Here is a 21,754-nt window from a genome sequence, read left to right as displayed (position 1 = left end):
CCAGCGGCGGCTCACCGGCAGAAGGCGGTCAGCCATGGCGGGGCCGCAGACCGTCGTGTCTGCGGCCCCGCTCGGGCATGGGGGTCAGGACGGGTCGCCGTACTGGAGGCCGCGTCCGTTCGTGCCGACATAGACCCGGCCGTAGGTGTCGGGGTCGCCGGTGATGACGCCGACGCCGCCGATGCTGCCCCACTGGTGGGCGTCGTCGTTGACGCGGAGCCAGGTGGCGCCCTTGTCGGTGGAGCGGAAGACCCCGGTGACGTCTGTGACGGTACCGATCAGGTACAGGGCCTGGTAGGCGGCGCGAGGCGCGGCCTTGCCGAAGCCGAGGGCGGAGGCGGACTGCACCGTCTTGAGCGTGGTGAAGGTGCGGCCGCCGTCGGTGGAGTGCAGCAGCCCCTTGCTCCCGCCGGCGATCCACAGGTCCCCGGCGATGCCGGGGACGGCCGTGAGCCGGCCGGCGGGCAGGTTGGTGGCGCGGGCGGTGAAGGTCGCGCCACCGTCGGTGCTGGCGTAGAGCGTGCCGCCGGTCAGCGAGTAGAAGGTTTTGGCCGAGGAGCGGTCGGCGACGACCACTGCTCCGGCACCGAGACCCTTGACCTTCGACCAGTTCGCCCCCTTGTTGGTCGACCGGTACGGGACCTGACCGTCCTGGGTCCAGACGATGGCGGAGCCGTCCGCCGCGAGCGCGACATGGCCGCTGTCGGCGCCAGCCACCGGCTCCGCCTTGAAGCCCTTCCAGCTGCGGCCACCGTCGGTGGAATAGGCGCCGTCCTGCTTGCCGCCACGGCCGACGCGGACCATCACCGTGGGGTTGGACTGGGCGAAATCGATGTCGGTGCTGTTGCCCATCACCGGGTTCTGCAGCCGCCCGGCGGGCACCTTGATCAGGGAGTCGTGGCGGAAACCGCCTTGGTCGCCCATGGCGGTGACGACGGTGGCGCCGCCGGGTGGGGCGATCGCGTCCAGCAGCGCGGTCTCCTCCAGCCCTCGCGCTCCCACGGTCCAGTGGCTGGTGCCGCCGCTGTCGGTGGCGGTGGCGTCCGTGCTGCGCCAGATGCCGTTGCCGGTGCCGTACAGCACGTGCCCGGAGTCAAAGGGATCGATGGCCAGGGCGGTCATCCAGTGCCCGGTGCCGGTGCCGACGTAAGGAGCGGCGGAGGCGTCCCGCACCGACTTGTCGGCCAGTGCTTTCCAGGTGGTGCCGCCGTCGGTGGTCCGGTAAATCTCGTCCTCGGGCCACCAGCGGTCGAGGGTGGTGACCATCACCGTGGACGGCTTCTGCGGGTCGACGGCCAGACCGGAGAACCCGTAGCTGCCCTTGGACGGGGAGACGTTCTTCCACCTTCCGTCGGCCGGCGTGTGCTTCCACACCGAACCCGCCGTCACGCCGTTGGGTCCGAGGGCGTTGGTGTACGTCAGGTACAGCGAGCCGTCACCGGAGAGCACGCCGCGCTGCGGCAGCTGTCCAGTGGGCTGCCCAGGGACCGCCTCCCAGGTGCTGCCGCCGTCGGTGGAGCGGTACAGAGAGGTGGACCTGTCGGCGACGCCGACGTAGATCGTCTTGCTTCCGGCCGGGCCGTACGTGACGAAGGAGATACCCGCGCCGCTGCTCGCCCCGTCCTTGACCGGGAACGAGGAGACCTGCCTCCATGTCACGCCGTGGTCCGTGCTGCGCCACAGGCCGTTCTTGCGGGTGCCCAGCAGCAGGGTGCCGTTGTCCGCGGGGTCGACCACCAGCCGCTCGCCCGCCCCGCGGCCGTCCTCGTTGGCACCCAGCTTGAAGGGCAGATCGGTGCGCTGGAAGGTGCGGCCCCGGTCGGTGGAGCGCAGGATCGCGCCGTTGCCCGCCCACTCGTTGGTGTAGGTGCCTGCCCCGAGGTAGAGCCGCTTGGGGTCGACGGGGTCGGTGGCCAGCGAATCGATGCCCAGCAGGTTCCAATCCTTCTCGCCGACCCAGTCGGTCAGCGGAATCCACTGCTCGGCCCCGGTGTCCCAGCGGTAGGCGCCGCCCATGTCGGTGCGCGCGTACAGCAGGCCCTTCTCCCGTGGGTTGAACACCAGCCCGGTGACGTAACCGCCGCCCACCGCCTGGGCGTTCTTCCACACATACGGACCGGCCGCGGCCGTGGTCTGTACCCCGCCGGTTTCTGCCGCGGCCCTGGTTTTCGCCCCGCCGGGTCCCGCCGTGGCCCTGGTTTTCGCTCCGCCGGTTTCCGCCGCCTGGGTCTCGGCTGTTTTCACCAGCTTCCACTGCTGGTTGGTGCTGCCCCTGCCGGGATACTGGATGACCGCCGCGCCGTCGGCCGTGGAATTTCCGGAGACGTCCAGGACGTGGCCGCTCCTGCGGGATGTGAAGGTGACGGCGTCGGAACCGCTGACATCGTCGATCCGCCACTCCTGAGAGGTGGAGGAGCTGTCGGTCTGCTGCTCGGCGGCGGCTGCCTGGGCGGTCGAATTGCCCACTATGCCCAGAACTTTGCCGCTGTTGCGGTTCACCAGCTCGTAGTAGCCGTTCCCGGTGGATCTCAGCTTCCACTGCTGGTTGGCGGTGTTCTGGTCGGTCCACTGCTGAATGCGGGTGCCGTCTGCGGTGGAGAAGGCGTTGACGTCCATCGCCTTGCCGCTACGCACGGAGATCAGCCTGTAGTAGGCATCGTCGTCGACCGTCGCGGCCCGTGAGTCCTCGTTGACGAACAGCAGGTACGGCACAAGAACGGCGGGTAGGCCGAGCAGCAGGCCGGCGGTGGTCCAGCGACGGCGGTGACGCCGGTGACGCCCGCCGTTCGTGGGGTTCTTCATTGCGAGGTGTTCTCCTTGCATGCCGTGCACAGAGGAAGGTGGATCCAGCACCGGAGTAGCCGGTCCTACTCCTTCGTGGTCACCAGCCCCGCAAAGGTTGCCTTGAGCCAGAAACTTTTTTCGGGCCACCTCGTGGCGCGGTAAGCGTTGATCGACGCGGGTACTGGCCCGTCGCATGATCACGGACGGCGGAACATCGAAGGCCCTGGCTGGGACTGTCGCCCTGGCCAGGGCCTCGATCGTGGAGCGGGTGACGGGAATCGAACCCGCACTGCCAGCTTGGGAATCGGGTTGAGTTGCGGCCCCCGGTCCTGGTGCCCGCTGGCCGGGGAAGCATTGGCGACCCGGCCCAGCGCTGCGGCGGGACCTCCACTGGCCGATGTTGACCGCTGCATCGGGCACGGATCGGGCACGGACCCAACTGAAGGATGAGGCTTGAGCCTCTGATCCCTCCGGCGGTCGGTGGATCACCCCAGAACGGTCGGATCGGCCTCCTTACCTGGGCGAGGCCTCTCGTTGCCTTACCAGCCCGGTTGCAGCCCTTGTCGGCGTCAGTTGTGCCCGGCTTGTGCCCGACGATCTTGCTGACCGATCGATTGCCGCTCATGTTCCCGCATCAGCCGCGACCCCCGCCGGGGGGAGGTTCGATCTTGGCCGTCTGCTGTCCACAAGCAGCCCCATCCGATGTCGACACCCCGGGGCTGCCATGCCGTCTGTGACCAGCGCAGTCAACGATCAAATCGGCTCGATGGCTTACGTTCACCTATGGCATCCCTTCGTGTCATCCCGCAAGTAGTGGGGCTGGCCGAGTTCGCAAACCAGTGGGGGACAACTGGGACGTAACCGTTTACTGGACGAGCGCGCGGGGCAGCGGCGGCTGCGTGGGGCTGATAGCTTACGACGAGCATTGAGACGCATCAGTCAGGAAGAGGAGTCACAGTGAAAAAGATTGCCCTCGCGCTCTTCGGGGCTACGATGTTCATCGCGGCACCTGTGGCGGCACCCTCGGCGGCTTCGGCAGATCCAGGCGGAGGAGAGATCTGGAAGTGCTGGTATACGCGGTCGAACACCGAGGTGATTCCCCGGGAAAAGTATTATACCTGTGTTGGGGGAGTGGTCCAGCGAGTCAGCACTTATGACGGGCGTCTTCTAGCGAAGTACGACGGCGATTGCGCAAACGGGGTATGGGTACGCAGCGGGAAAACGGCGACATGGGTTGACATGATTAGCTATTGCCCCCCGGATGGAAAACCCCGCCCCTGACCAATCCATCTTCACCAATGTGGCCATCCCGTCTGCCGCCGACCCGCCCGTCTGGGGAGCGGGCTACCGCCCGGTCCGCCACATCAAGCGAACCTTGACGCACGTACGGACGCTGGCGGGCCGGGCGGTGGTCTGCTCGGCTTGCCCGGGTCGGCGGCAGGCGGGATGGCCCTACGCAACCACCCACGGACCGCGACTCGCCGACGGACTCCCGGCCATCTCGGAGTCGTTGCGCCCCCGCCGGAGGCGCAGTAGCCGCGACCCCGCGACCGACACCGGCTCGCCGACGCGGCTGGCGTGCCCTGCCCTGCGCCGCGCGGGCTCGTGTCCGTGCGGCCCGGCTGGCTGCCGGCCCACCACCCACCACTCGACGGCCTGTCGTTCTGCGGCGGCCCTCCGGGGTTCCGCTGTCCGCGCCAGCCGCCGGGCGTTAGGCGTGACGGCCGCAGAGCGACAGCGGCAGCGGCCGGCGCGCGCCCAGGCGGCGGCGCGTGCGGCCCGTTCAGGGCCGCCTTGAAGACGTACAGAAACTTTGAACCACATTGCCGGCAGCCGGCCGGCCTCGGGTCGTCGGCCAGCGGACACGGGATGGTGTGGGCTGGGTGCGCTCCGTACCCTGGCGGCATGGCTGCTCTCGTCGATACCGCTCAGGACATCGCGCGACAGTTGTTGGAGACGGCGTTGCCCCGTCGGTGGAGTCACGTCCAGGCGGTCGCCGCGAAGGCGGATCGGATCAGTGCGGCGGTGCCGGTCGAGGATCGTGCGGTGCTCGTGGCGGCGGCGTGGCTGCATGACGTGGGCTACAGCCCGGACCTGGTCGATACCGGCTTTCACTCCCTCGATTGGGGCCGGTGGCTGCGCCGTGAGCGGTTCGACGAGCGGATCGCCGCGCTGGTGGCGCACCACTCGTGCGCGTGGCTGGAAGCGGAGGAACGCGGGCTCGGTGAGGTCCTGGTCGCTGAGTTCCCCCGGGAGGAAACCGCGGTGACCGACGCGCTCTGCTTCTCGGACATGACTACTGGGCCGGACGGGCAGGACTTCGAGGTCCTGGAACGGCTGGCCGAGATCCGATCGCGGTACGGGCCGGAGCACCTGGTGACCCGGTTCATCCGCCGGGCGGAACCGGAGATGGTCGCCGCCGTGCAGCGGACCCAACGCCGGCTGGCCGGCAGCGTGGCTCAGCCGATGTAGGGCTGCTCGCGGTCCTCGTAGCCGTGGGTGATGCGCAGCAGGGTCGACGGGTGGATGTCGAGCGCCTCCAGCTCGTCGCGGGCCACCCATCGCACCTCGCGTGACTCGTCGCTCGGGGTCAGCTCACCGCCGGCCGGTACGGCGCGGAAGCAGAGCGAGAACTGCTGCCGTACCTCGCCGTCCGAGTACGCGACGACATGGTCGGGGTCGGAGTAGACCCCGACCATCCCGGTGACCTCGATCCTGATCCCGGTCTCCTCCTGGGTCTCCCGGACCGCCGTCTCTGCCACCGACTCGCCGATCTCCTGCCCACCGCCGGGCAGGGACCACAGGCCGTTGTCGCTGCGCTGGATGAGCAACACCCGGCCCTGCTCGTCACGGACGAAGACGGAGACAGCCACGACGATGCTGTTGGCCTTCGGCGCGTTCGGGTCGTGGTAGTGCTCGGTTCTCGCCATGCTTCTAGGCTGCCACCCCACTGCCGGGCAGCGGATAGGAGGCGGACAGGACCCGGTCGAAGCTATCGGCGTAGGTGCCGAAGAGGTCCCCGCCGTTGAGCCGGCGTAGGTGCATCACGGGCGCGTGCGGCGCCGGGAACCCGTAGACGTGCATATTGACCAACATCTCATCATCGAACCGGTAGATCGAGTTGTAAAGCGTCGTCTCGTGGTAGAGCACCGTCACGCCCGGCGCACCGTCAATCCGGTTGTAGTACTGCTGGACTTGCCGAATCTTCGCGGCCATGACGCCGGTCGCACCCTCCTCGACGCTCTTTCGCTCGATCGCAGGGCTGCTCGGATCACCGAGCAGGATCTTTACCTTGGCACCACCAGCGGCTTTCTGCCGCAAGGTGTCGATGAGCCTCGGGTCCTGTTCGACAAGGAAGAGGCCGGCGTAGGCCAGGATGTCGATCTGCTTCTCGGCCCGTTCGATCAGTCGACCCCACAGCTCGTACGGAACCGAGGAGCGCCGGGAGTAGAGCTGGACCATCTCACTCTGACCGATCTTCGACGCCTTCTCCGGGGTCACCGCCCTCGCCGCGTTCACGAGCCTCCGCTACGGAGAGCTGGCTGCCCTACGCCGACGCGACGTCGACCCGCGCTGTCGGACCCTGACGGTCCGCGCGACACTGGTCGAGCGCTCAGACGGAAGCCTCACCTTCGGGCCGCCCAAGACCGACGCCGGCATCCGGACCGTCACCATTCCCGACGCGATCCGCCGCGACATCCGCGCACACCTGGACGACTTCGTCGACGAGGACCAGGACGCGCTCGTCTTCACCGGCGCGAAGGGCGGCGTACTGCGCCGCTCCAACTTCCAGACCGCCTCCAAGTGGCGCGACTCGGTGGCGGCGGCCGGCCTGCCCGGCTTCCACTTCCACGACCTGCGGCACACCGGGCAACACCCTGGCCTCACGGACCGGGGCCAGCCTCGCCGATCTGATGGCCCGGATGGGCCACGCCTCGACCCAGGCCGCGCTGATCTACCAGCACACTGCCAAGGAGCGCGACAAGCACATCGCTGACGGCCTCAGCGAGCAGATCAAGAAGGGCCGTGATCGGGCACGTAGCGGGCACGGCCAGCGCAAGAAGCGGTAACAACGATCAAGGCCCCAGCCAGGAAACCTGTCCTGAGCTGGGGCCTTCGCGTTGGAGCGGGTGACGGGAATCGAACCCGCACTGTCAGCTTGGGAAGCTGATGTTCTGCCATTGAACTACACCCGCAGGCGGCACCACTGTACCTGAGGTCGCGGGCATCATGCATCCAGGTGTCTCCGGCGCGCTCATCCCGCCCCCATGGGTGATCATGCGAATACCCAACGTATGCGCATACGTAGAAGTTTCGCAGCAGTAACATTCGGGTCGTTCTCAAACCTTTCAATCGGTTGTAACGTCCCCCTCACGTTTCAACCACGACGTGACACACCCCCCTGTCACGTCGCGAGAAAGAGGTGGGCCCATGGGACTCCGTCCCGCCCTGCTGACCCGGCGTACCACCGGTGTCGCATCGACGACCTTCGCGCTGCTGCTGACTGCCGCAACCGTGGGCGTCGTCCCCGCTGCTTCGGCCTTCTCAGCCGCCCCCGCCGCCGACGTCGTCTGCGAGGAACCGGCCGACACCCACTCCGACGCGCGGCTCAAGCCCGGCGGCGTCGCGAAGCACGAGCCCAACGAACTGAACGCCGTCCAGGTGCGTGAGCGCGAAGCCGACCTCGCCGCCGCGCTGCGCGAGCGGGCGCGGTTCCGGGTCGGCCCGCAGTCCGCCCGCAAGGCAGCCGAGGCGGCCGCCGTGAACATCCCCGTTGTCGTGCACGTCATCCAGCGGGACAGCACCCGGGCCGGTGGCAACATCCCGGACTCGATGATCAACTCTCAGATCAGGGTGCTCAACGAGAGCTTCAGCGGCACCACCGGCGGTGCGGCCACCCCCTTCAGCTTCACCCTGCAGAAGATCAACCGGGTGACCCGGCCGGCCTGGTACCCGATCGTCCAGGGTTCCTCCGCGGAGCGGCAGATGAAGAACCAGCTGCGCACCGGCGGCAAGAACACCCTCAACATGTACCTGGGTGAGCTGAGCAACGACCTGCTCGGTTGGGCCACCTTCCCGAAGCGCAGCCTCGATCCGATGGACGGCGTCGTGGTGCTGAGCGAGTCGCTGCCGGGTGGTTCGGCTACCAACTACAACCTGGGCGACACCGGCACCCACGAGGTGGGCCACTGGATGAACCTCTACCACACCTTCCAGGGTGGTTGCTCCACCACTAACGACGGCGTTTCCGACACCCCGGCGGAGCGCGACCCGGCGCAGGGCTGCCCGGAAGGCCAGGACACCTGCCCGGCCGCAGGCATGGACCCGATCACCAACTTCATGGACTACAGCTACGACTCGTGCATGTACCAGTTCACCCCTGGGCAGGCGAGCCGCATGCTGACCGCGTGGAACGCGTACCGCGCGGCCTGAGTCCAGCAGTGCCCGGTGCCGGCTCCGTCTCGCGACGGGGCCGGCACCGGCGTTTGGCTGGTCAGGCCGCGGTGCGCCGGGTGTCGAAGCCGTGTCGGCCGCCGCGCCGTGTCGGCTGCTGACCGGGTACACCCGTAGCGCCGTTGCGGTGCGCCGCCCCGGGGTCGAGCCAGACCTGTACGGCCGGCCGCCCCGGGCCTTCGCCGGGCTGGACGTGCCCGCCCTGACCGCGACGGGTCAGCATGGCCACGTCGACGTCGAACTCGAAGAGTCGCCAGTCCACCTGGGAAGCGGCCCGGCCGGCGCGGGCAATCCGGGCCACCTGGCCCGGGTCGGTGACCGGATGCGCCCGGCCGGCGAGGTACGCCTCGTCGTCGCTCTCCTCCGGCGGAAACGAGTGCAGCGCGTAACGGCCATCGCGTTCGAGATCGCGGCGCTTGGGCGAGGCCACCACGAAACAGAACAGCCCTTCGTCGGTGATCACCGGGCAGACCGGGTGCACCCGGGGACCGCCGTCGGGGCGGACGGTGGCCAGGTAGCCGAAGCCTGGCCCGTACTGCTGCAGGAGAAGGCGGATCCCGTCGGCAAGTCGGGGCTCGTCGGCGGCGAAGTCGGACCAGGAAGCCATGCCGACATCTTATCGAACAGGTGTACGAACACGTAGTCCGACACGCAGGTCGCCCGATCCGCTCGATATGGTGTGCCGATGCTGCTCTCCGACCGCGACCTGGTCTCCGAGATCAAGGCGGGCGCGCTCGCGCTGGACCCGTTCGAGCCCACGCTGGTGCAGCCGTCGAGCATCGACGTCCGGCTGGACAAGCTGTTCCGGGTCTTCAACAACCACCTCTACACCCACATCGACCCGGCGGAGCAGCAGGACGAGCTGACCTCGATGGTCGAGGTGCCGGAGGGTGAGCCGTTCGTGCTGCACCCCGGTGAGTTCGTGCTCGCCTCCACGCTGGAGGTGATCTCGCTGGGCGACCAACTCGCGGGACGGTTGGAGGGCAAGTCGAGCCTGGGCCGGCTCGGGCTGCTCACCCACTCGACCGCCGGCTTCATCGACCCGGGCTTCTCGGGGCACGTGACGCTGGAGCTGTCCAACGTGGCGAACCTGCCGATCACCCTCTGGCCGGGCATGAAGATCGGCCAGCTCTGCATCTTCCGCCTGTCGTCGCCCGCCGAGCACCCGTACGGGTCGGAGGTCTACGGCTCGCGGTACCAGGGGCAGCGGGGGCCGACCCCGAGCCGGTCCTGGCAGAACTGGCGCACCTGGCCGACCCGCTGACGCTCGGCCCCGCCGGCCACAGACCCGGCGCCAGCACCGACCTTGCCGGCCGCAGGCCCGGTAGCGGCGTCAGCCCGGACGGCCGTAGCTGTGGACCGGCCCGTCGTCGACCCGCTTCATCCGCACCGGCATCCCGGCCCGGGAGGCGTGCACCACCCAGCCGGCACCGACGTACATCCCGACGTGGTGCAGGTCGGTGTAGTAGAAGACCAGGTCACCGGGGCGCAGGTCGGTGCGGCTGACGCTGGCGGTGACCCGGCGCTGCTGCCGCGCGTTGTGCGGCAGCCGGACCCCCGCCTTCGCCCAGGCCGCGAGCGTCAGCCCCGAGCAGTCGTACCCGTTCGGGCCCTCGGCGCCCCAGCGGTACGGCTTGCCGATCTGGTCGCAGGCGAACCGCACCGCCACCCCGGCGGGACCGCCCGGGTAGGCGGCCGGGCAGGGTGCGGGACGCAGCGGACCGCCGGCACCGGCGCCGTAGGCCCGCAACCGCAGCCGCTGGAGCCGCTCGATGCCGGCGTCGATCTGCTTGCGCCGGACGGCGAGCCGGGCCTCGGTCCGGCCCAGTTGGGCCACCGTCGTGTCCAGCGCCGCCTTCTTGGCGGCGAGTTCGTCGCGCAGGTCCTGTACGGCGCGCACCTCGCGCTGCCGCCGCTGGGCCAGACGGTCGAGCAGTTCGAGTTGGTTCACCAGTTCGCCGGGGGACGCGCTGCCGAGCAGGGCGTTGACGACGGCGAAGCTCTCTCCCTTGTACGCCTGGGCGGCGAGCCCGGAGATCTGGTCCATCGCCCGGTCGACCTGGGCTTGCAGCGGGACGATCCGCCGGGCCAGCGCGTCGGCCTGCCGGCGTCTGGCGGCCAACTCCTGCCGGGTCGCGTTGTGCTGCTCAATGAGCGGCTCCAGGGTGTTCCAGTCCCGGTCGATCTGCCGTTCGAGGTCGGCGACCGTGGGATCGGCGTGGGCCGCCGTGGAGCCACCGGCCAGGACGACGGCGGCGCCGGCAAGGGCGGCGAGGACGGTGGTGCAGCGGGACCAGCGTGAGCGCGGCACGACCGTACGCCGGGCGACCGGGGCCGACCGGGGCGACGGCGGCCGCGGGGCATGGTGTGCCACCGGGCTCCGTACTCCTTCTTCCGCGACCGCCTACCGGGTTGGCTGACGGGTTCGGGCGGGAAGGGAGCGCACCACCGCAGTGGCTGCGGATTCACCCCGACCACCTGGCCCCCGGCTCGCCCGTGGGCGATTCGGCGGTGCCGGCCGTCGCCGCCCGGGTGGACGGAGCTTCCGGCGACCGACGGTTCATCAGAGTAGATGCCCGTAACCAGATAGCAACCATCCGTGATCGGACACGCCGGAGCCCGGACACGGCGAACCCCCGGCCGGAGTCGACCGGGGGTTCGCGACGGTGCGGAGAACGGGTCAGCCGGGTCTGCGGAATCCGGCTACCGGCATGTTGTTGATGTTGGCCACCTGGACCGGCTTGCCGGCCCGTGGCGCGTGCACCATCAGGTCGCCGCCCAGGTAGAGGCCGACGTGGTGCAGGTCGCTGAAGAAGAAGACCAGGTCACCGGGGCGGGCCTCGGAGCGCGGGATCGCCTTGCCCTCGTTCCACTGGGCACCGGTGAAGTGGGTCAGGGAGATACCGGCGGCCTTGTAGGCGAACTGGGTGAGGCCGGAGCAGTCGAACGCGTTCGGGCCGGTGGCGCCCCAGACGTACGGGTCACCCACCTGCTGGCAGGCCACCTGGATCGCGGTCCGCGCGGCACTGCTCACCACCCCGTTGATGGTCGGGCAGCCGGAGACCTTCACGGTGGTCTTCGGCATCGACGCCTGCAGCCGCTTGATCTCCGCGTTGATCTGGTTCTTCTTGGCGGCCAGCTCCCGTTCCTGCTCGACCTCCTGGGCGATCAGCGCGTCGAGCTTCTGCTTCTCGGCGTCGAACTTCGCCCGCGCGTCGATGACGACCTGGAGTTCCTTGCGCTCCTGCGCGGCGAGCCGGTCCAGATAGGTGAGCTGCTCGGTGAGGGTGCCCGGCTTCACGTTGACCAGCAGGGCGCCGATCTCCTGCGAGGGACCGGTCATGTAGTAGCGGGAGGCCATGTCGCCGACCCGGTTGAGAGCCAACTCCGTCTGCAGGGCGAGCGGCTCGATCTTCTTCTGGAGTTCCTCCGCCTTCTTGCGGTCCTTCTTGAGCTGCGCCCGGACCTTGTTGTACTGCTCGATGGTCGGTTCGAGCTGCTCCCACTGCTTGTCGATCGCCGCCTCGATCTCCTCGGGTGTGGGCGCAGCGTGCGCCGGCGCGACCAGCATCCCCGCGCCGACGACCACGGCGGCGACCACGGTGATCAGGCGGCGGGCAGCGCGGCGCAGACCGGCCCGACGAGGGGGCGGCTGACCCTGGGCGGCACGATGGAGGGGCATGGTTGCCACCGGCACAGACTCCTTTGCAACCGACCGCCGGGCGCCTCACGGAGGGGAAGACGGAGGCAGACGACCCACAGCGGCCGGTGCAACATTAGGGAAAACGCGCAGCGGAATCAAGGCGGCTTCGACTATTTCACGGCTAAGCAATCATCCGCACACAATCGGTAGTTCGACCATTTTTCAACTACGCCTGTCAATACATTGGTGCTGTTGCCACGTCAGGGGTCGGTAAACCGCCGCTCACCAGGGGTCGCCGCGCCCCGCCGCAGCGCGGCAGCAGGCCGCGAACCGGCCGACACGAGCGCGGCGTCGGCATCCCCCCGGGTGCCGACGCCGCGGTGGTCACGGTGCCTTGCGGTACGACCTCAGCCCGCGACCGGCTCGGCCTGCTGGCCCGCCGTGGTGTCGGGCTTGACCGAGCGCAGCAGCACGCTGGCCACGTCGACGACCTCCACCTGCTCACCGGCGCCCTTGCCGTTGACCCCGTCGTTGAGCATGGTCGAGCAGAACGGGCAGCCGACGGCAACCGTCTTCGCGCCGGTGGACATGGCCTCCTCGACCCGGTCCACGTTGATCCGCTTGCCGATCCGCTCCTCCATCCACATCCGGGCGCCGCCGGCGCCGCAGCAGAAGGAGCGCTCGCTGTTACGCGGCATCTCGACCAGGCCACTGTCGCGACCTGCACCGGAATCGACGGCTGCGCCGCCCCGACCGTCTCCGGATCCGCCGCCGATGGCACTGCCGAGCACCTCGCGCGGCGGCGCGAAGACCCGGTTGTGCCGGCCCAGGTAGCAGGGGTCGTGGTAGGTGACTCCGCCGTCGACCGGCTGGACCGGGGTGAGCTTGCCGGTGGCGACCAGGTGGGCCAGGAGCTGGGTGTGGTGTACCACCTCGAACTCGCCGCCGAGCTGCCCGTACTCGTTGCCGAGGGTGTTGAAGCAGTGCGGGCAGGTGGCCACGATCTTGCGCTTGGCCTTCTCCCGGCCCTCGAACGCCTCGTTCAGGGTCTCGACGTTCTGCTGGGCGAGCATCTGGAAGACGAACTCGTTGCCGATCCGGCGGGCCGGGTCACCCGAGCAGGTCTCGCCCTCGCCGAGGATGGCGAAGGAGACGCCGGCCTCGTTGAGCAGCGTGGCGACCGCCCGGGTGGTCTTCTTGGCCCGGTCCTCGAACGCGCCGGCGCAGCCGACCCAGAAGAGGTACTCGAAGTCGTCGACCTCGCCGACCCGCGGCACCTCGAAGTCGAGGCCCTTGGTCCAGTCCTCGCGGGTGTTCTGCGGGGCACCCCACGGGTTGCCCTTGTTCTCCAGGTTGCGCAGCATGACGCCGGCCTCGGACGGGAAGCTCGACTCGATCAGCACCTGGTATCGGCGCATGTCGACGATGTGGTCGACGTGCTCGATGTCGACCGGGCACTGCTCGACGCAGGCACCGCAGGTGGTGCACGACCACAGCACGTCCGGGTCGATGACGCCGCCCTCCTCGGCGGTGCCGATGAGCGGCTTGTCGGCCTCGGCGAGGGCCAGCACGTCCACGTGGGCGAGCTGGGCGGCGGTGGCCTTCTCCTCGCCGGTGAGGTCCTTGCCGCCGCCGGCCAGCAGGTACGGCGCCTTGGCGTACGCGTGGTCGCGGAGGCTGAGCACGAGCAGCTTCGGCGACAACGGCTTACCGGTGTTCCAGGCCGGGCACTGCGACTGGCAGCGACCGCACTCGGTGCAGGTGCTGAAGTCGAGCAGCCCCTTCCAGGTGAACTGCTCGACCTGGGCGACACCGAACTGGTCGGACTCCGGGTCGGCCTCCTCGAAGTCCAGTGGCTTGCCCTGGCTCGTCATCGGCCGCAGCGCGCCGAGACCGGAGCCGGCCCGCTTCCGCGGGTCACGCTTGAAGAAGATGTTGGGGAAGGCCAGGAAGCGGTGCCAGGCGACACCCATGGTGACGTTCAACGCGATCACGATGAGCCAGGTCATCGAGATGGCGATCTTGACGAGGGCGGCGATGCTCACGCCGGCCGGCGAGGCCGGCAGCAGCGCGCCGACCGCGTGGCTGACCGGGGTGGCCCAGACCGGGTACTCGAAGTGGTCGGTGGCGACCTTGAAGCCCCGGATCACGAAGCCCATGATCAGCACCGAGAGCACGACACCCTCGACGAAGTAGCCCTGCCACATGGTCGAGCCGGTGAACCGGGAGCGCCCGCCCGGCCGGGTGGGCCGGTTGCGGACCCGGATCGCGATCAGCACCAGGATGCCGACCGTGCCGAGGATCGCGATCAGTTCGGTGGCCAGGCCGTAGATCGTCAGGCCACCGATCAGCGGCAGGCCGCCGGTCGGCGAGACGACCTCGAAGTACGCCTCCAGCACCAGCAGCGACAGCACGATGAAGCCGACCATCACGAACCAGTGCGCGGCGCCCACCACACTCCACTTGAGCATGCGGGTGTGACCGACGGTCTCGACCAGCATGGCTTTGGTACGGGCGCCCCTGTCGGTGAACCGCTCCGGCGCGGGCTGCCCCTGCCGGATGACTGCCAGCATCTTCATGACCGCGCGCACCGCAAGCCACACCGCCACGGCGGTGATGGCGGCCGCGAGGATCGTGGTGACGATCTGGACGCTGCCCATCGAGTTGGCCTCCCGGTCTGCTGCCTGTCGAGCGGCTACGGCAACCGGGGCCGCTCGGTCATGCAGTGCAGCCTACGCGCAAGGTTACCCGGCAGTAACGTGAGACTTCTCGCACCTGGCCACGCCGCCCTGCGCACACCCTAGGGTGCTCGGCGCGCCGGCGCAGGACGGGGTCGGACGAGGGGAGCCTCGGTCGTGCCGGGCGGCGATCAGCGCGCCGCCGAAAGTCAGCGCCAGCGGGAGAGCAGGATCAGCGAGGCGACCATCCCGCCGAAGCCGACCGCCAGGTTCCAGTACCCCCAGGAGGCGACCGGGTACGCCTGCTCGGAAAGGTAGTAGACCACCAGCCACGCGATGCCAGCCGCGATCAACGCGACCGCCGTGACCGGCAGCCACACCGGGCTGGGCTTGCGCGTCGCCGCCGTCGCCGTCGGACGCACGTCCGTCGGCGGGGTGTACACCTTCTTCTTGCGGACCTGAGACTTGGGCACGACGCTCTCCAGAGGGGTGACGACCTCGTCCGGCCTGACAACCGGGCGCGGGGGCGACGGTCCATGGCCAATAATGTTCGACAGCTAGCGTAGTCCGGACCGGCCGTCCGATCCACGAATGGGGCCGGACCAGTGCGCGGAGTGACCGAAAAGAACAGGATTGCTCCGGCGAACACGCCGATCCGCGCCGTGGCGGGCACGAACCAGACTCGGAGGGAACGCTCGGTGGAGTACACATCTGGCGCGGCGTCCTGGCAGAAGGCCATGCGGCGGGCCGCCGCCGTGTTCCTGCCACGGCGCCCGCGTCAGCGGCGACCCGGCTGGTCGATCGGGGTGCCGTTGATCGCCGCCGCGGCCGGGCTGCTCTTCACCACCAGCGCCACCACCGCCGACGGCACCACCCTGCGGGAGGACCGGCGCCCACAGCTCACCCAGCTCATCGAGGACCGCCGCGAACGGGTCGATTCCAGCGAGCTGCGCGCCGCCCGACTCCGCGCCGAGGTGGAGGAGCAGACCGCCGCCCTGGGCGACACCGACGGCCCGATCTCCGCCGAACGGGCCCGGGCTCGGGCCTCCGAGCAGGCCGCCGGTTTCACCGCCCTCACCGGCCCCGGCGTGACCGTCGAACTCAACGACGCGCCGGGCCGCCCCGACGGCAGTCTGCCCAAAGGTGCCACCAACGACGACCTGGTCGTCCACCAGGGCGACGTCCAGGCGGTCGTCAACGCGCTGTGGGCCGGCGGTGCGGAGGCGATGTCAATCATGAACGTCCGCGTGCTCTCCACCAGCGCGGTACGCTGCGTAGGTAACACCCTGCTGCTGCACGGCCGGGTGTACTCCCCACCATTCAAGATCGTAGCAATCGGTGATCCCGCCGCCCTCCAACGGGCTCTCGCCGACTCGCAGGGGGTCCAGGTGTTCAAGCAGGAGGCCGACCACTGGCAGCTCGGTTACACCGAGAAGGTCTCCACGGTCACCGTACCCGCATTCGAGGACTCGACCGCTCTGCGGTCCGCGACGGTGCCCCGATGACCTCCGACGGGCGGGACGCGCGTCACCGCGACCAAAGCGACGACGCGACGGCGTTCATCCCGACGGTCGACACCTCACAGTCCTCGGCTCCGACCCGTCCCGGCTCCGCCGGCCCGTGGCCCGACCCGGCGCTGCCGACCTGCTCCCCGGCCTCCACCGACGCGCCGACCCACCCGGGCCTCGCGCCGACCCAGCCGGGCCTCGCTGCGGCCCGTCCGGCGCCGCCAGCCTGGCCGGGGGTGCGACCAGCCGCCGCACCGCAACCGTCACCCGAGGTACGCCCGCGGTCCGGCACGGACGCGCCGACCGCGTTCCTTCCCCGACTCGGCGACCGTACGCCCCAGCGGCCCACCGCCGGCCCCGGCGACCGACGTCCGGGCCTGCCGCTCCCGGCCGACGACCGTCCCGATCCGGCGGCCACCACCGTCCTGCCGGCGGTGACCGGCCGCCCACCGCTGGATTCGACGGCACTGATGGGCGCGGTGCCCCCGGTCCCTCCGCGCGACGGCACCACCCCTGGCGACACCGCCACCGAGCCGGTCCAGCCGCGTCGGGGCGAGCGGGTGGTGCAGCTCCGCCCCGAGCAGACCGGCGAGGGCTACCGCAGCGTCTACTCGGAGCTGACCCGCCCCACCTTCGCCTCCCGCCTGCGCACCGGGGTCAGGATCAGCGGCGAGCTGCTGATCACGTTCGGCCTGGTCGTACTCCTCTTCGCCGGGTACGAGATCTGGGGGAAGTCGGCCATCGTCGACGCTCACCAGGGTGACCTGAGCAGCCAACTCGCCGAGGCGTGGGGGCCGAGCGGGGATCCGACGGTGGCCCCGACCGGCGGGCCGACGCCCAAGCCGAAGCCGCCGGTCGACGGCAAACCGCTGGCCGGGCTCTACATCCCGAAGCTGGACAAGAACTGGGTGGTGGTGGAGGGGGTCAGCCAGAAGGACATCCGGTTCGCCCCCGGCCACTACCCGAAAAGCGCCATGCCGGGTGAGGTGGGCAACTTCTCGGTCGCCGGGCACCGCAACCGCGCCACCTTCTGGCGGCTGGACGAGCTGGTCGACGGCGACGACATCGTGGTCGAGACCAAGAACAGCTGGTACGTCTACAAGGTGGTCAAGAGCCGCATCGTCCGGCCGGACCAGGTCGAGGTGGTGTCCGCGCAGCCGTTGCCGCTCAACGGGGGGAAACCGAAGCGGCTGCTCACCCTGACCACCTGCAACCCGAAGTTCGACAACTACCAGCGGCTGATCGTGCACGCCGAGCTGGCGGAGACCTTGGCCAAGTCCGAGGGCCGGCCGAAGACGCTGGGGGGCTGACGGCCATGTACGCCTGGATCTGGCGCAAGCTGCCCTTCGGTCTGGCCGGCAAGCTCACCGGCTCGCTGCTGATCGCCGCCGCTGCGGTCGCCCTGCTCTGGTACGTGGTGTTCCCCTGGGCGGAGCCGCTGGTCACGCCCTTCGACGACGTCCAGGTGACCCAGAACGACCAGGGCGTGCCCGGCGGTGACGGCGACGGTTCCGGGCCGGCCGGGGTGGAGAACCCCGGCGACGGGCACGACCTGCCGTACGACACGGAACGGAACAACACCCCACCCCCCTCTCCGAACGAGTGAGCCCCATGCGTGTCCTGGTCATCGACAACTACGACTCGTTCGTGTTCAACCTGGTGCAGTACCTCGGTCAGCTCGGGGTCGACTGCGAGGTCCGGCGCAACGACGAGATCGACGTGGCCGACGTCGGCCGCCTCGACGCGGCCGGCATCCTGCTCTCCCCCGGCCCGGGCAGTCCGGACCGGGCCGGCATCTGCCTGGACGTGATCCGGCGGTACGCCGGTGAGCTGCCGATCTTCGGTGTCTGCCTGGGCCACCAGGCGATCGGGGAGGCGTTCGGGGCGACCGTGGCGCGCGCCCCCGAGCTGCTGCACGGCAAGACCTCGGAGGTCCGCCACCACGACGTCGGGGTGCTTGCCGGCCTGCCCGACCCGTTCACCGCGACCCGCTACCACTCGCTCGCCGTGCTTCCCGAGACGCTTCCCGACGAGCTGGAGGTCACCGGCTGGACGGGTTCCGGCGTGGTGATGGCGATGCGGCACCGGACGCTGCCGATCGAGGGTGTGCAGTTCCACCCGGAGTCGGTGCTCACCGAGGGCGGCCACCTGATGCTGGCGAACTGGCTGGCCGCGTGCGGTCACCGCGAGGCGCTGGAACGCGCCCCGGAACTCGCCGCCGAGGTGGACGCCCGCCGGCTGGCCGCGTTCGCCGTCAGCTGACGCCAGCCGCCCCGTCCCGCACCGGTCGGTCCGTCACACCCGGCGAACGTGGTGATCGACTTTGGTTGCGGCATGTGGGACATCCAGCCGTTCGGATACCCCGACATGCCGCAAATCGCCGACGCCAACCATCCGCTCACGCCGCAGAGCCCGGTCCGTTCGGACCGGGCTCTGCGGCGTGACCACGAGCGGTCAGTCGTCGGAGCGGCGGCCCGCGGGGTCGGTCGGGAAGATCAGGCCCCCGCCACCGCCGTCGCCCGGACTCGGGGTCGACGCGCTCGGCGTCGGGCTCGGCGACTGCGTGGGATCCGAGGCCTCAGGAACGCTGACCTCGATCGTGATCGTGCTGTTCCGGGTCTTTTTACTGCCACCCTTCGGATCCTGGCTGAGCACCTTCCCGGCCTCGGCCGCCGGCACCTCTTCACCGAGGTCGACGCGCACCTTAAAGCCGGCGTTCTGCAACGTTCGGGTCGCCTCCTCCTGGCTGAGGCCGACGACGTTCGGCACCTCGCGCACGTTGCCCCTGGAGACCGTCAGGGTGACCGTGGTGCCCTCCTGCACCTGCTGCCCCTCCTTGGGGGAGACCTTGAGGACGATGCCCTCGGGTTCAGGGCTGTCCACTTCGTCGACCTTGACGGGCAACTTCAATCCCTCAAGCCGGGACTGGGCGCTGTCCAGCTTGCTGCCCTCCAACCCGTCGGGAATGGTCACCTCGGGTTTGCCGCCACAGATGTTGACCGTCACCTGGCTGTTCGGCTCGACCGCGCCGCCCGGCTTCGGGTTCTGGTCGGCGACGGTGCCCTTCTTGCAGGTGGAGTTGAAGACCTGCTCGCCGGCCACCGGCACCAGGCCGGCGCTCTGGATCTGCGCGAAGGCAGCCGCCCGGTCCTGGCCGGCGAGGTCCGGCACCTGCACCGGCTCCGGATCGCGGTCCTGCATCAGCAGGGCCGCCACCAGCGCGATCACCGCCAGCACACCGAGCGCGGCGAACGCCGCGATCGCCCACGAGGACCGGCGGCGGCGCTGCGGGTCGCCGACCCGGGCCGGCACCTGCCGGGTGGGTGGGGCACCGACCACCTGGGTCGGGTACCCGGAGCCGGAGGGCGCCATCTGCGCCGTCTCGTCCTGCGGCATGACCGGGGTGGCCAGCACCGGGCGGCCGGCGGCAGCCCGGAGCAGGTCGGCGCGCATCTCACCGGCGCTCTGGTAGCGGTTCAGCGGGTTCTTCGACAGCGCCTTCAGCACGATCGCGTCGACCGCCGGGTTGACGTCCGGGTTGATGTCGCTCGGCGTCGGCGGGGCCTCCCGCACGTGCTGGTACGCGACGCTGACCGGGCTGTCGCCGACGAACGGCGGATGCCCGCAGACCAGCTCGAAGAGCACACAACCGGCGGCGTACACGTCGGAGCGGGCGTCGACGGCCTCACCGCGCGCCTGCTCCGGGGAGAGGTACTGGGCGGTGCCGATGACCGCGCTGGTCTGGGTCATCGTGGTGGCGCCGCTGGCCAACGCCCGGGCGATGCCGAAGTCCATCACCTTGACCTGGCCGGTCTGGGTGAGCATCACGTTGCCCGGCTTGATGTCCCGGTGGATGATGCCGTGCCGGTGGCTGAACTCCAGCGCCGCGCACATGTCGGCGCAGATCTCCAGCGCCCGGCGCGGCTGGAGCCGCCCCTCGACGCCGAGGACCTCCTTCAGCGTCCGGCCGTTGACGAACTCCATGACGATGAACGGCAGGGTCTCGCCGGTCGGCGCGGTCTCCTCGCCGGTGTCGTAGACGGCGACGATCGCCGGGTGGTTCAGCGAGGCGGCGTTCTGCGCCTCCCGCCGGAAGCGCATCTGGAAGGTGGCGTCCCGCGCCAGGTCGGCGCGGAGCATCTTGATCGCGACGTCCCGGCCCAGCCGGAGGTCCCGTCCGCGATGCACCTCCGCCATGCCGCCGTAGCCGAGCAGCTCGCCGACCTGGTACCTGCCACCGAGCAGGCGGGCCTGGGCTGTCATCGCGTTCGTCGTCCTTCGCTCGTCGTCGTCTCGCCGCCACCCGGTCGGAGCCACACCATTCGACGGTACGACGTCCGGGCCGGATCGTCGCGTCCGCCGGCGCTCAGCGCGCCGGCCGTCACGCTGGGCGGGACGGGCGCACTGAAGCCGCTCACCCGCGCCCTGTAGGTAATCACGCCTGAGCAGACCAGAACCAGTACGGCCAGCAGGATGGCGATGGTCACCGCGCCCGACCTGGAACGACGCACCGGTACGGAGGTCCGGACCGGCTGCCGGGCGTACCCGACGGGACGGTCGGGCCGGGTGGCAGCCGGCGGCACCGCCGCGGCGCCACGCGGAGTCGTCCGCGGCGCGGCCGGGCTCGGCGGACGCTGCGCCACCGCGGGCGACTGCGGCTGCCGTGCGGTGGCCATCGGGCGGGCCTGTCCGGCCGCCGCCGGGCGGGGCTGCTGATGCTGGCGGGAGGCGGTCGGAACCTGGGCCCGGGCCACCGGGGCGGCCGGCGAGGCCGGCACGGCGGAGACCTGTGCCCGCGCGGCCGGGCCGGCGGGCGAGGACGGCGCGGCCGAGATCGGGCGGACGGCCCCGCCGTTGCGGGCCTGCTGGGAGAGGGCGGCCTTCGCCTGCCGGGCCACCGAGGCCAGCGCGGCGGCGCTCGGCCAGCGGTGCGCCGGGTCCTTGGCCATCGCCCGCTCGACGATCGCCTTCACCTGGGGTGGAATGTCGCCGGGCAGCGGCCGGGGAGCGTCCCGGACGTGCTGCATGGCGATCTCCAGGGGGTTGTCCCCCTCGAAGGGACGGCGGCCGGCCAGACACTGGTACGCGACGACGCCGAGGGCGTACACGTCGGAGGCGGGAGTGGCCACCGCGCCGGTGGCCTGCTCCGGCGAGATGTACGACGCGGTGCCGAGCACCGAGCCGGCGGCGGTGAGCTGGCCGACGAGGTCGGAGCGGGCGATGCCGAAGTCGGTCAGCACCAGCGTCCCGTTCGGCCGGACGAGCAGGTTGCCCGGCTTCACGTCACGGTGCACGATGCCCTTCTCGTGGGCCGCGTGCAGAGCTTCGGCGGCCTGGGCCACCAGGGCCATGGTCCGTGCCGGGGTGAGCCGACCGTGCCGGCTCAGCGTCGCCGAGAGGGGGTCGCCCTCGACGTACTCCATCACCAGGAAGGCGATCTGCTGGTCGTTGCCGAAGTCGTAGACGTCGACCACGCCGGGGTGGTTGATGGTGGCCATGGTCCGCGCCTCGCCACGGAACCGCTCGGCGAAGCCCGGCTCGTCCAGCAACGCCGGGAGCAGGCTCTTCACCGCCACCGTGCGGCCGAGCACCTGGTCGGTGCCGCGCCAGACGTCACCCATGCCACCGCTGGCGATCCGCTCGTCGAGACGGTATCGGTTGCCGAGCTGCACACCGGGAGAGAGCAT

Annotated in this window: 18 protein-coding genes, 1 tRNA gene and 1 riboswitch; of the genes, 8 read left to right on the top strand and 11 right to left on the bottom strand. The window is 70.2% G+C overall.

Going from position 1 to position 21,754, the window contains the following annotated elements:
• Nucleotides 1-84: 84 nt before the first annotated feature.
• Complete coding sequence (locus E1182_RS05900; protein WP_132261692.1) at nt 85-2,802, bottom strand: RICIN domain-containing protein; 2,718 nt, start codon at nt 2,800-2,802, stop codon at nt 85-87.
• Nucleotides 2,803-4,689: 1,887 nt separating this feature from the next.
• Between E1182_RS05900 and E1182_RS05895 the strand changes: the two genes are divergently transcribed.
• Nucleotides 4,690-5,256, top strand: coding sequence for an HD domain-containing protein (locus E1182_RS05895; RefSeq protein WP_132261690.1), 567 nt, complete (start codon nt 4,690-4,692; stop codon nt 5,254-5,256).
• Here E1182_RS05895 and E1182_RS05890 read toward each other — a convergent pair.
• Together E1182_RS05890 and E1182_RS05885 are read right to left on the bottom strand one after the other, a co-directional pair.
• Complete coding sequence (locus E1182_RS05890; protein WP_132261688.1) at nt 5,244-5,714, bottom strand: NUDIX domain-containing protein; 471 nt, start codon at nt 5,712-5,714, stop codon at nt 5,244-5,246. The genes E1182_RS05895 and E1182_RS05890 overlap by 13 nt on opposite strands.
• A 4-nt stretch (nt 5,715-5,718) precedes the next feature.
• Nucleotides 5,719-6,285, bottom strand: coding sequence for a hypothetical protein (locus E1182_RS05885; RefSeq protein ID WP_243706054.1), 567 nt, complete (start codon nt 6,283-6,285; stop codon nt 5,719-5,721).
• Here E1182_RS05885 and E1182_RS05880 point away from each other — a divergent pair.
• The gene (locus E1182_RS05880) at nt 6,260-6,781 is read left to right on the top strand and encodes a tyrosine-type recombinase/integrase (RefSeq protein WP_132261724.1); all 522 of its coding nucleotides are present in this window, start codon (nt 6,260-6,262) and stop codon (nt 6,779-6,781) included. The two genes, E1182_RS05885 and E1182_RS05880, sit on opposite strands and share 26 nt — an antisense overlap.
• A 125-nt stretch (nt 6,782-6,906) precedes the next feature.
• On the opposite strand, the gene E1182_RS05870 is transcribed toward E1182_RS05880, so the two are convergent.
• Nucleotides 6,907-6,980, bottom strand: a tRNA-Gly gene (locus E1182_RS05870).
• Between the two features lie 235 nt (nt 6,981-7,215).
• Here E1182_RS05870 and E1182_RS05865 point away from each other — a divergent pair.
• Entirely contained in the window at nt 7,216-8,217 is a 1,002-nt protein-coding gene (locus E1182_RS05865; protein WP_132261685.1) for a zinc metalloprotease, read from the top strand.
• 61 nt (nt 8,218-8,278) lie between these two features.
• Here E1182_RS05865 and E1182_RS05860 read toward each other — a convergent pair whose 3' ends face one another.
• Nucleotides 8,279-8,845 carry a pyridoxamine 5'-phosphate oxidase family protein gene (locus E1182_RS05860; protein ID WP_132261683.1) on the bottom strand — a complete coding sequence of 189 codons (567 nt, stop codon included), beginning with the start codon at nt 8,843-8,845 and terminating at the stop codon, nt 8,279-8,281.
• Nucleotides 8,846-8,923: 78 nt separating this feature from the next.
• On the opposite strand from E1182_RS05860, the gene dcd reads away from it, so the two are divergent.
• Entirely contained in the window at nt 8,924-9,502 is a 579-nt protein-coding gene (gene dcd, locus E1182_RS05855) for a dCTP deaminase (RefSeq protein WP_132261681.1), read from the top strand.
• 69 nt (nt 9,503-9,571) lie between these two features.
• Here dcd and E1182_RS05850 read toward each other — a convergent pair whose 3' ends face one another.
• The 4 genes from E1182_RS05850 to E1182_RS05835 all read right to left on the bottom strand — a co-directional run bounded on the left by E1182_RS05850 (nt 9,572) and on the right by E1182_RS05835 (nt 15,032).
• The gene (locus E1182_RS05850) at nt 9,572-10,612 is read right to left on the bottom strand and encodes an NlpC/P60 family protein (RefSeq protein WP_132261679.1); all 1,041 of its coding nucleotides are present in this window, start codon (nt 10,610-10,612) and stop codon (nt 9,572-9,574) included.
• Between the two features lie 12 nt (nt 10,613-10,624).
• Nucleotides 10,625-10,759, bottom strand: a riboswitch (cyclic di-AMP (ydaO/yuaA leader).
• A gap of 159 nt (nt 10,760-10,918) precedes the next feature.
• Nucleotides 10,919-11,935: an NlpC/P60 family protein gene (locus E1182_RS05845; protein WP_371687518.1), complete on the bottom strand. Its 1,017-nt coding sequence runs from the start codon at nt 11,933-11,935 to the stop codon at nt 10,919-10,921.
• Between the two features lie 353 nt (nt 11,936-12,288).
• Nucleotides 12,289-14,541, bottom strand: coding sequence for a (Fe-S)-binding protein (locus E1182_RS05840; protein WP_132261676.1), 2,253 nt, complete (start codon nt 14,539-14,541; stop codon nt 12,289-12,291).
• Between the two features lie 227 nt (nt 14,542-14,768).
• Nucleotides 14,769-15,032: a cell division protein CrgA gene (locus E1182_RS05835; RefSeq protein WP_132261674.1), complete on the bottom strand. Its 264-nt coding sequence runs from the start codon at nt 15,030-15,032 to the stop codon at nt 14,769-14,771.
• A 225-nt stretch (nt 15,033-15,257) separates the two neighbouring features.
• On the opposite strand from E1182_RS05835, the gene E1182_RS05830 reads away from it, so the two are divergent.
• Genes E1182_RS05830 through E1182_RS05815 form a run of 4 tightly spaced genes read left to right on the top strand, consistent with a single transcriptional unit; the run spans nt 15,258 to nt 18,329 of the window.
• Entirely contained in the window at nt 15,258-16,064 is an 807-nt protein-coding gene (locus E1182_RS05830; RefSeq protein WP_132261672.1) for a DUF881 domain-containing protein, read from the top strand.
• Nucleotides 16,061-17,377 carry a class E sortase gene (locus E1182_RS05825; RefSeq protein WP_132261670.1) on the top strand — a complete coding sequence of 439 codons (1,317 nt, stop codon included), beginning with the start codon at nt 16,061-16,063 and terminating at the stop codon, nt 17,375-17,377. Before E1182_RS05830 ends, E1182_RS05825 begins: the two co-directional genes overlap by 4 nt.
• A gap of 5 nt (nt 17,378-17,382) precedes the next feature.
• A complete protein-coding gene (locus E1182_RS05820; protein WP_132261667.1) occupies nt 17,383-17,673 on the top strand; it encodes a hypothetical protein in 291 nt (96 codons plus the stop codon).
• Between the two features lie 5 nt (nt 17,674-17,678).
• Entirely contained in the window at nt 17,679-18,329 is a 651-nt protein-coding gene (locus E1182_RS05815; protein ID WP_132261665.1) for an aminodeoxychorismate/anthranilate synthase component II, read from the top strand.
• Nucleotides 18,330-18,521: 192 nt separating this feature from the next.
• Here the strand turns inward: E1182_RS05815 and pknB are convergent, their stop codons facing one another.
• Together pknB and E1182_RS05805 are read right to left on the bottom strand one after the other, a co-directional pair.
• Nucleotides 18,522-20,330, bottom strand: coding sequence for a Stk1 family PASTA domain-containing Ser/Thr kinase (gene pknB, locus E1182_RS05810; RefSeq protein ID WP_132261663.1), 1,809 nt, complete (start codon nt 20,328-20,330; stop codon nt 18,522-18,524).
• Nucleotides 20,327-21,754: a serine/threonine-protein kinase gene (locus E1182_RS05805; protein ID WP_132261661.1), complete on the bottom strand. Its 1,428-nt coding sequence runs from the start codon at nt 21,752-21,754 to the stop codon at nt 20,327-20,329. Before E1182_RS05805 ends, pknB begins: the two co-directional genes overlap by 4 nt.

It is taken from the genome of Micromonospora sp. KC721, assembly GCF_004348355.1.
Classification (GTDB): Bacteria; Actinomycetota; Actinomycetes; order Mycobacteriales; family Micromonosporaceae; genus Micromonospora.
The sequence above is the reverse complement of the archived record's forward strand: the minus strand, read 5'-3'. Positions and strand labels throughout refer to the sequence as shown.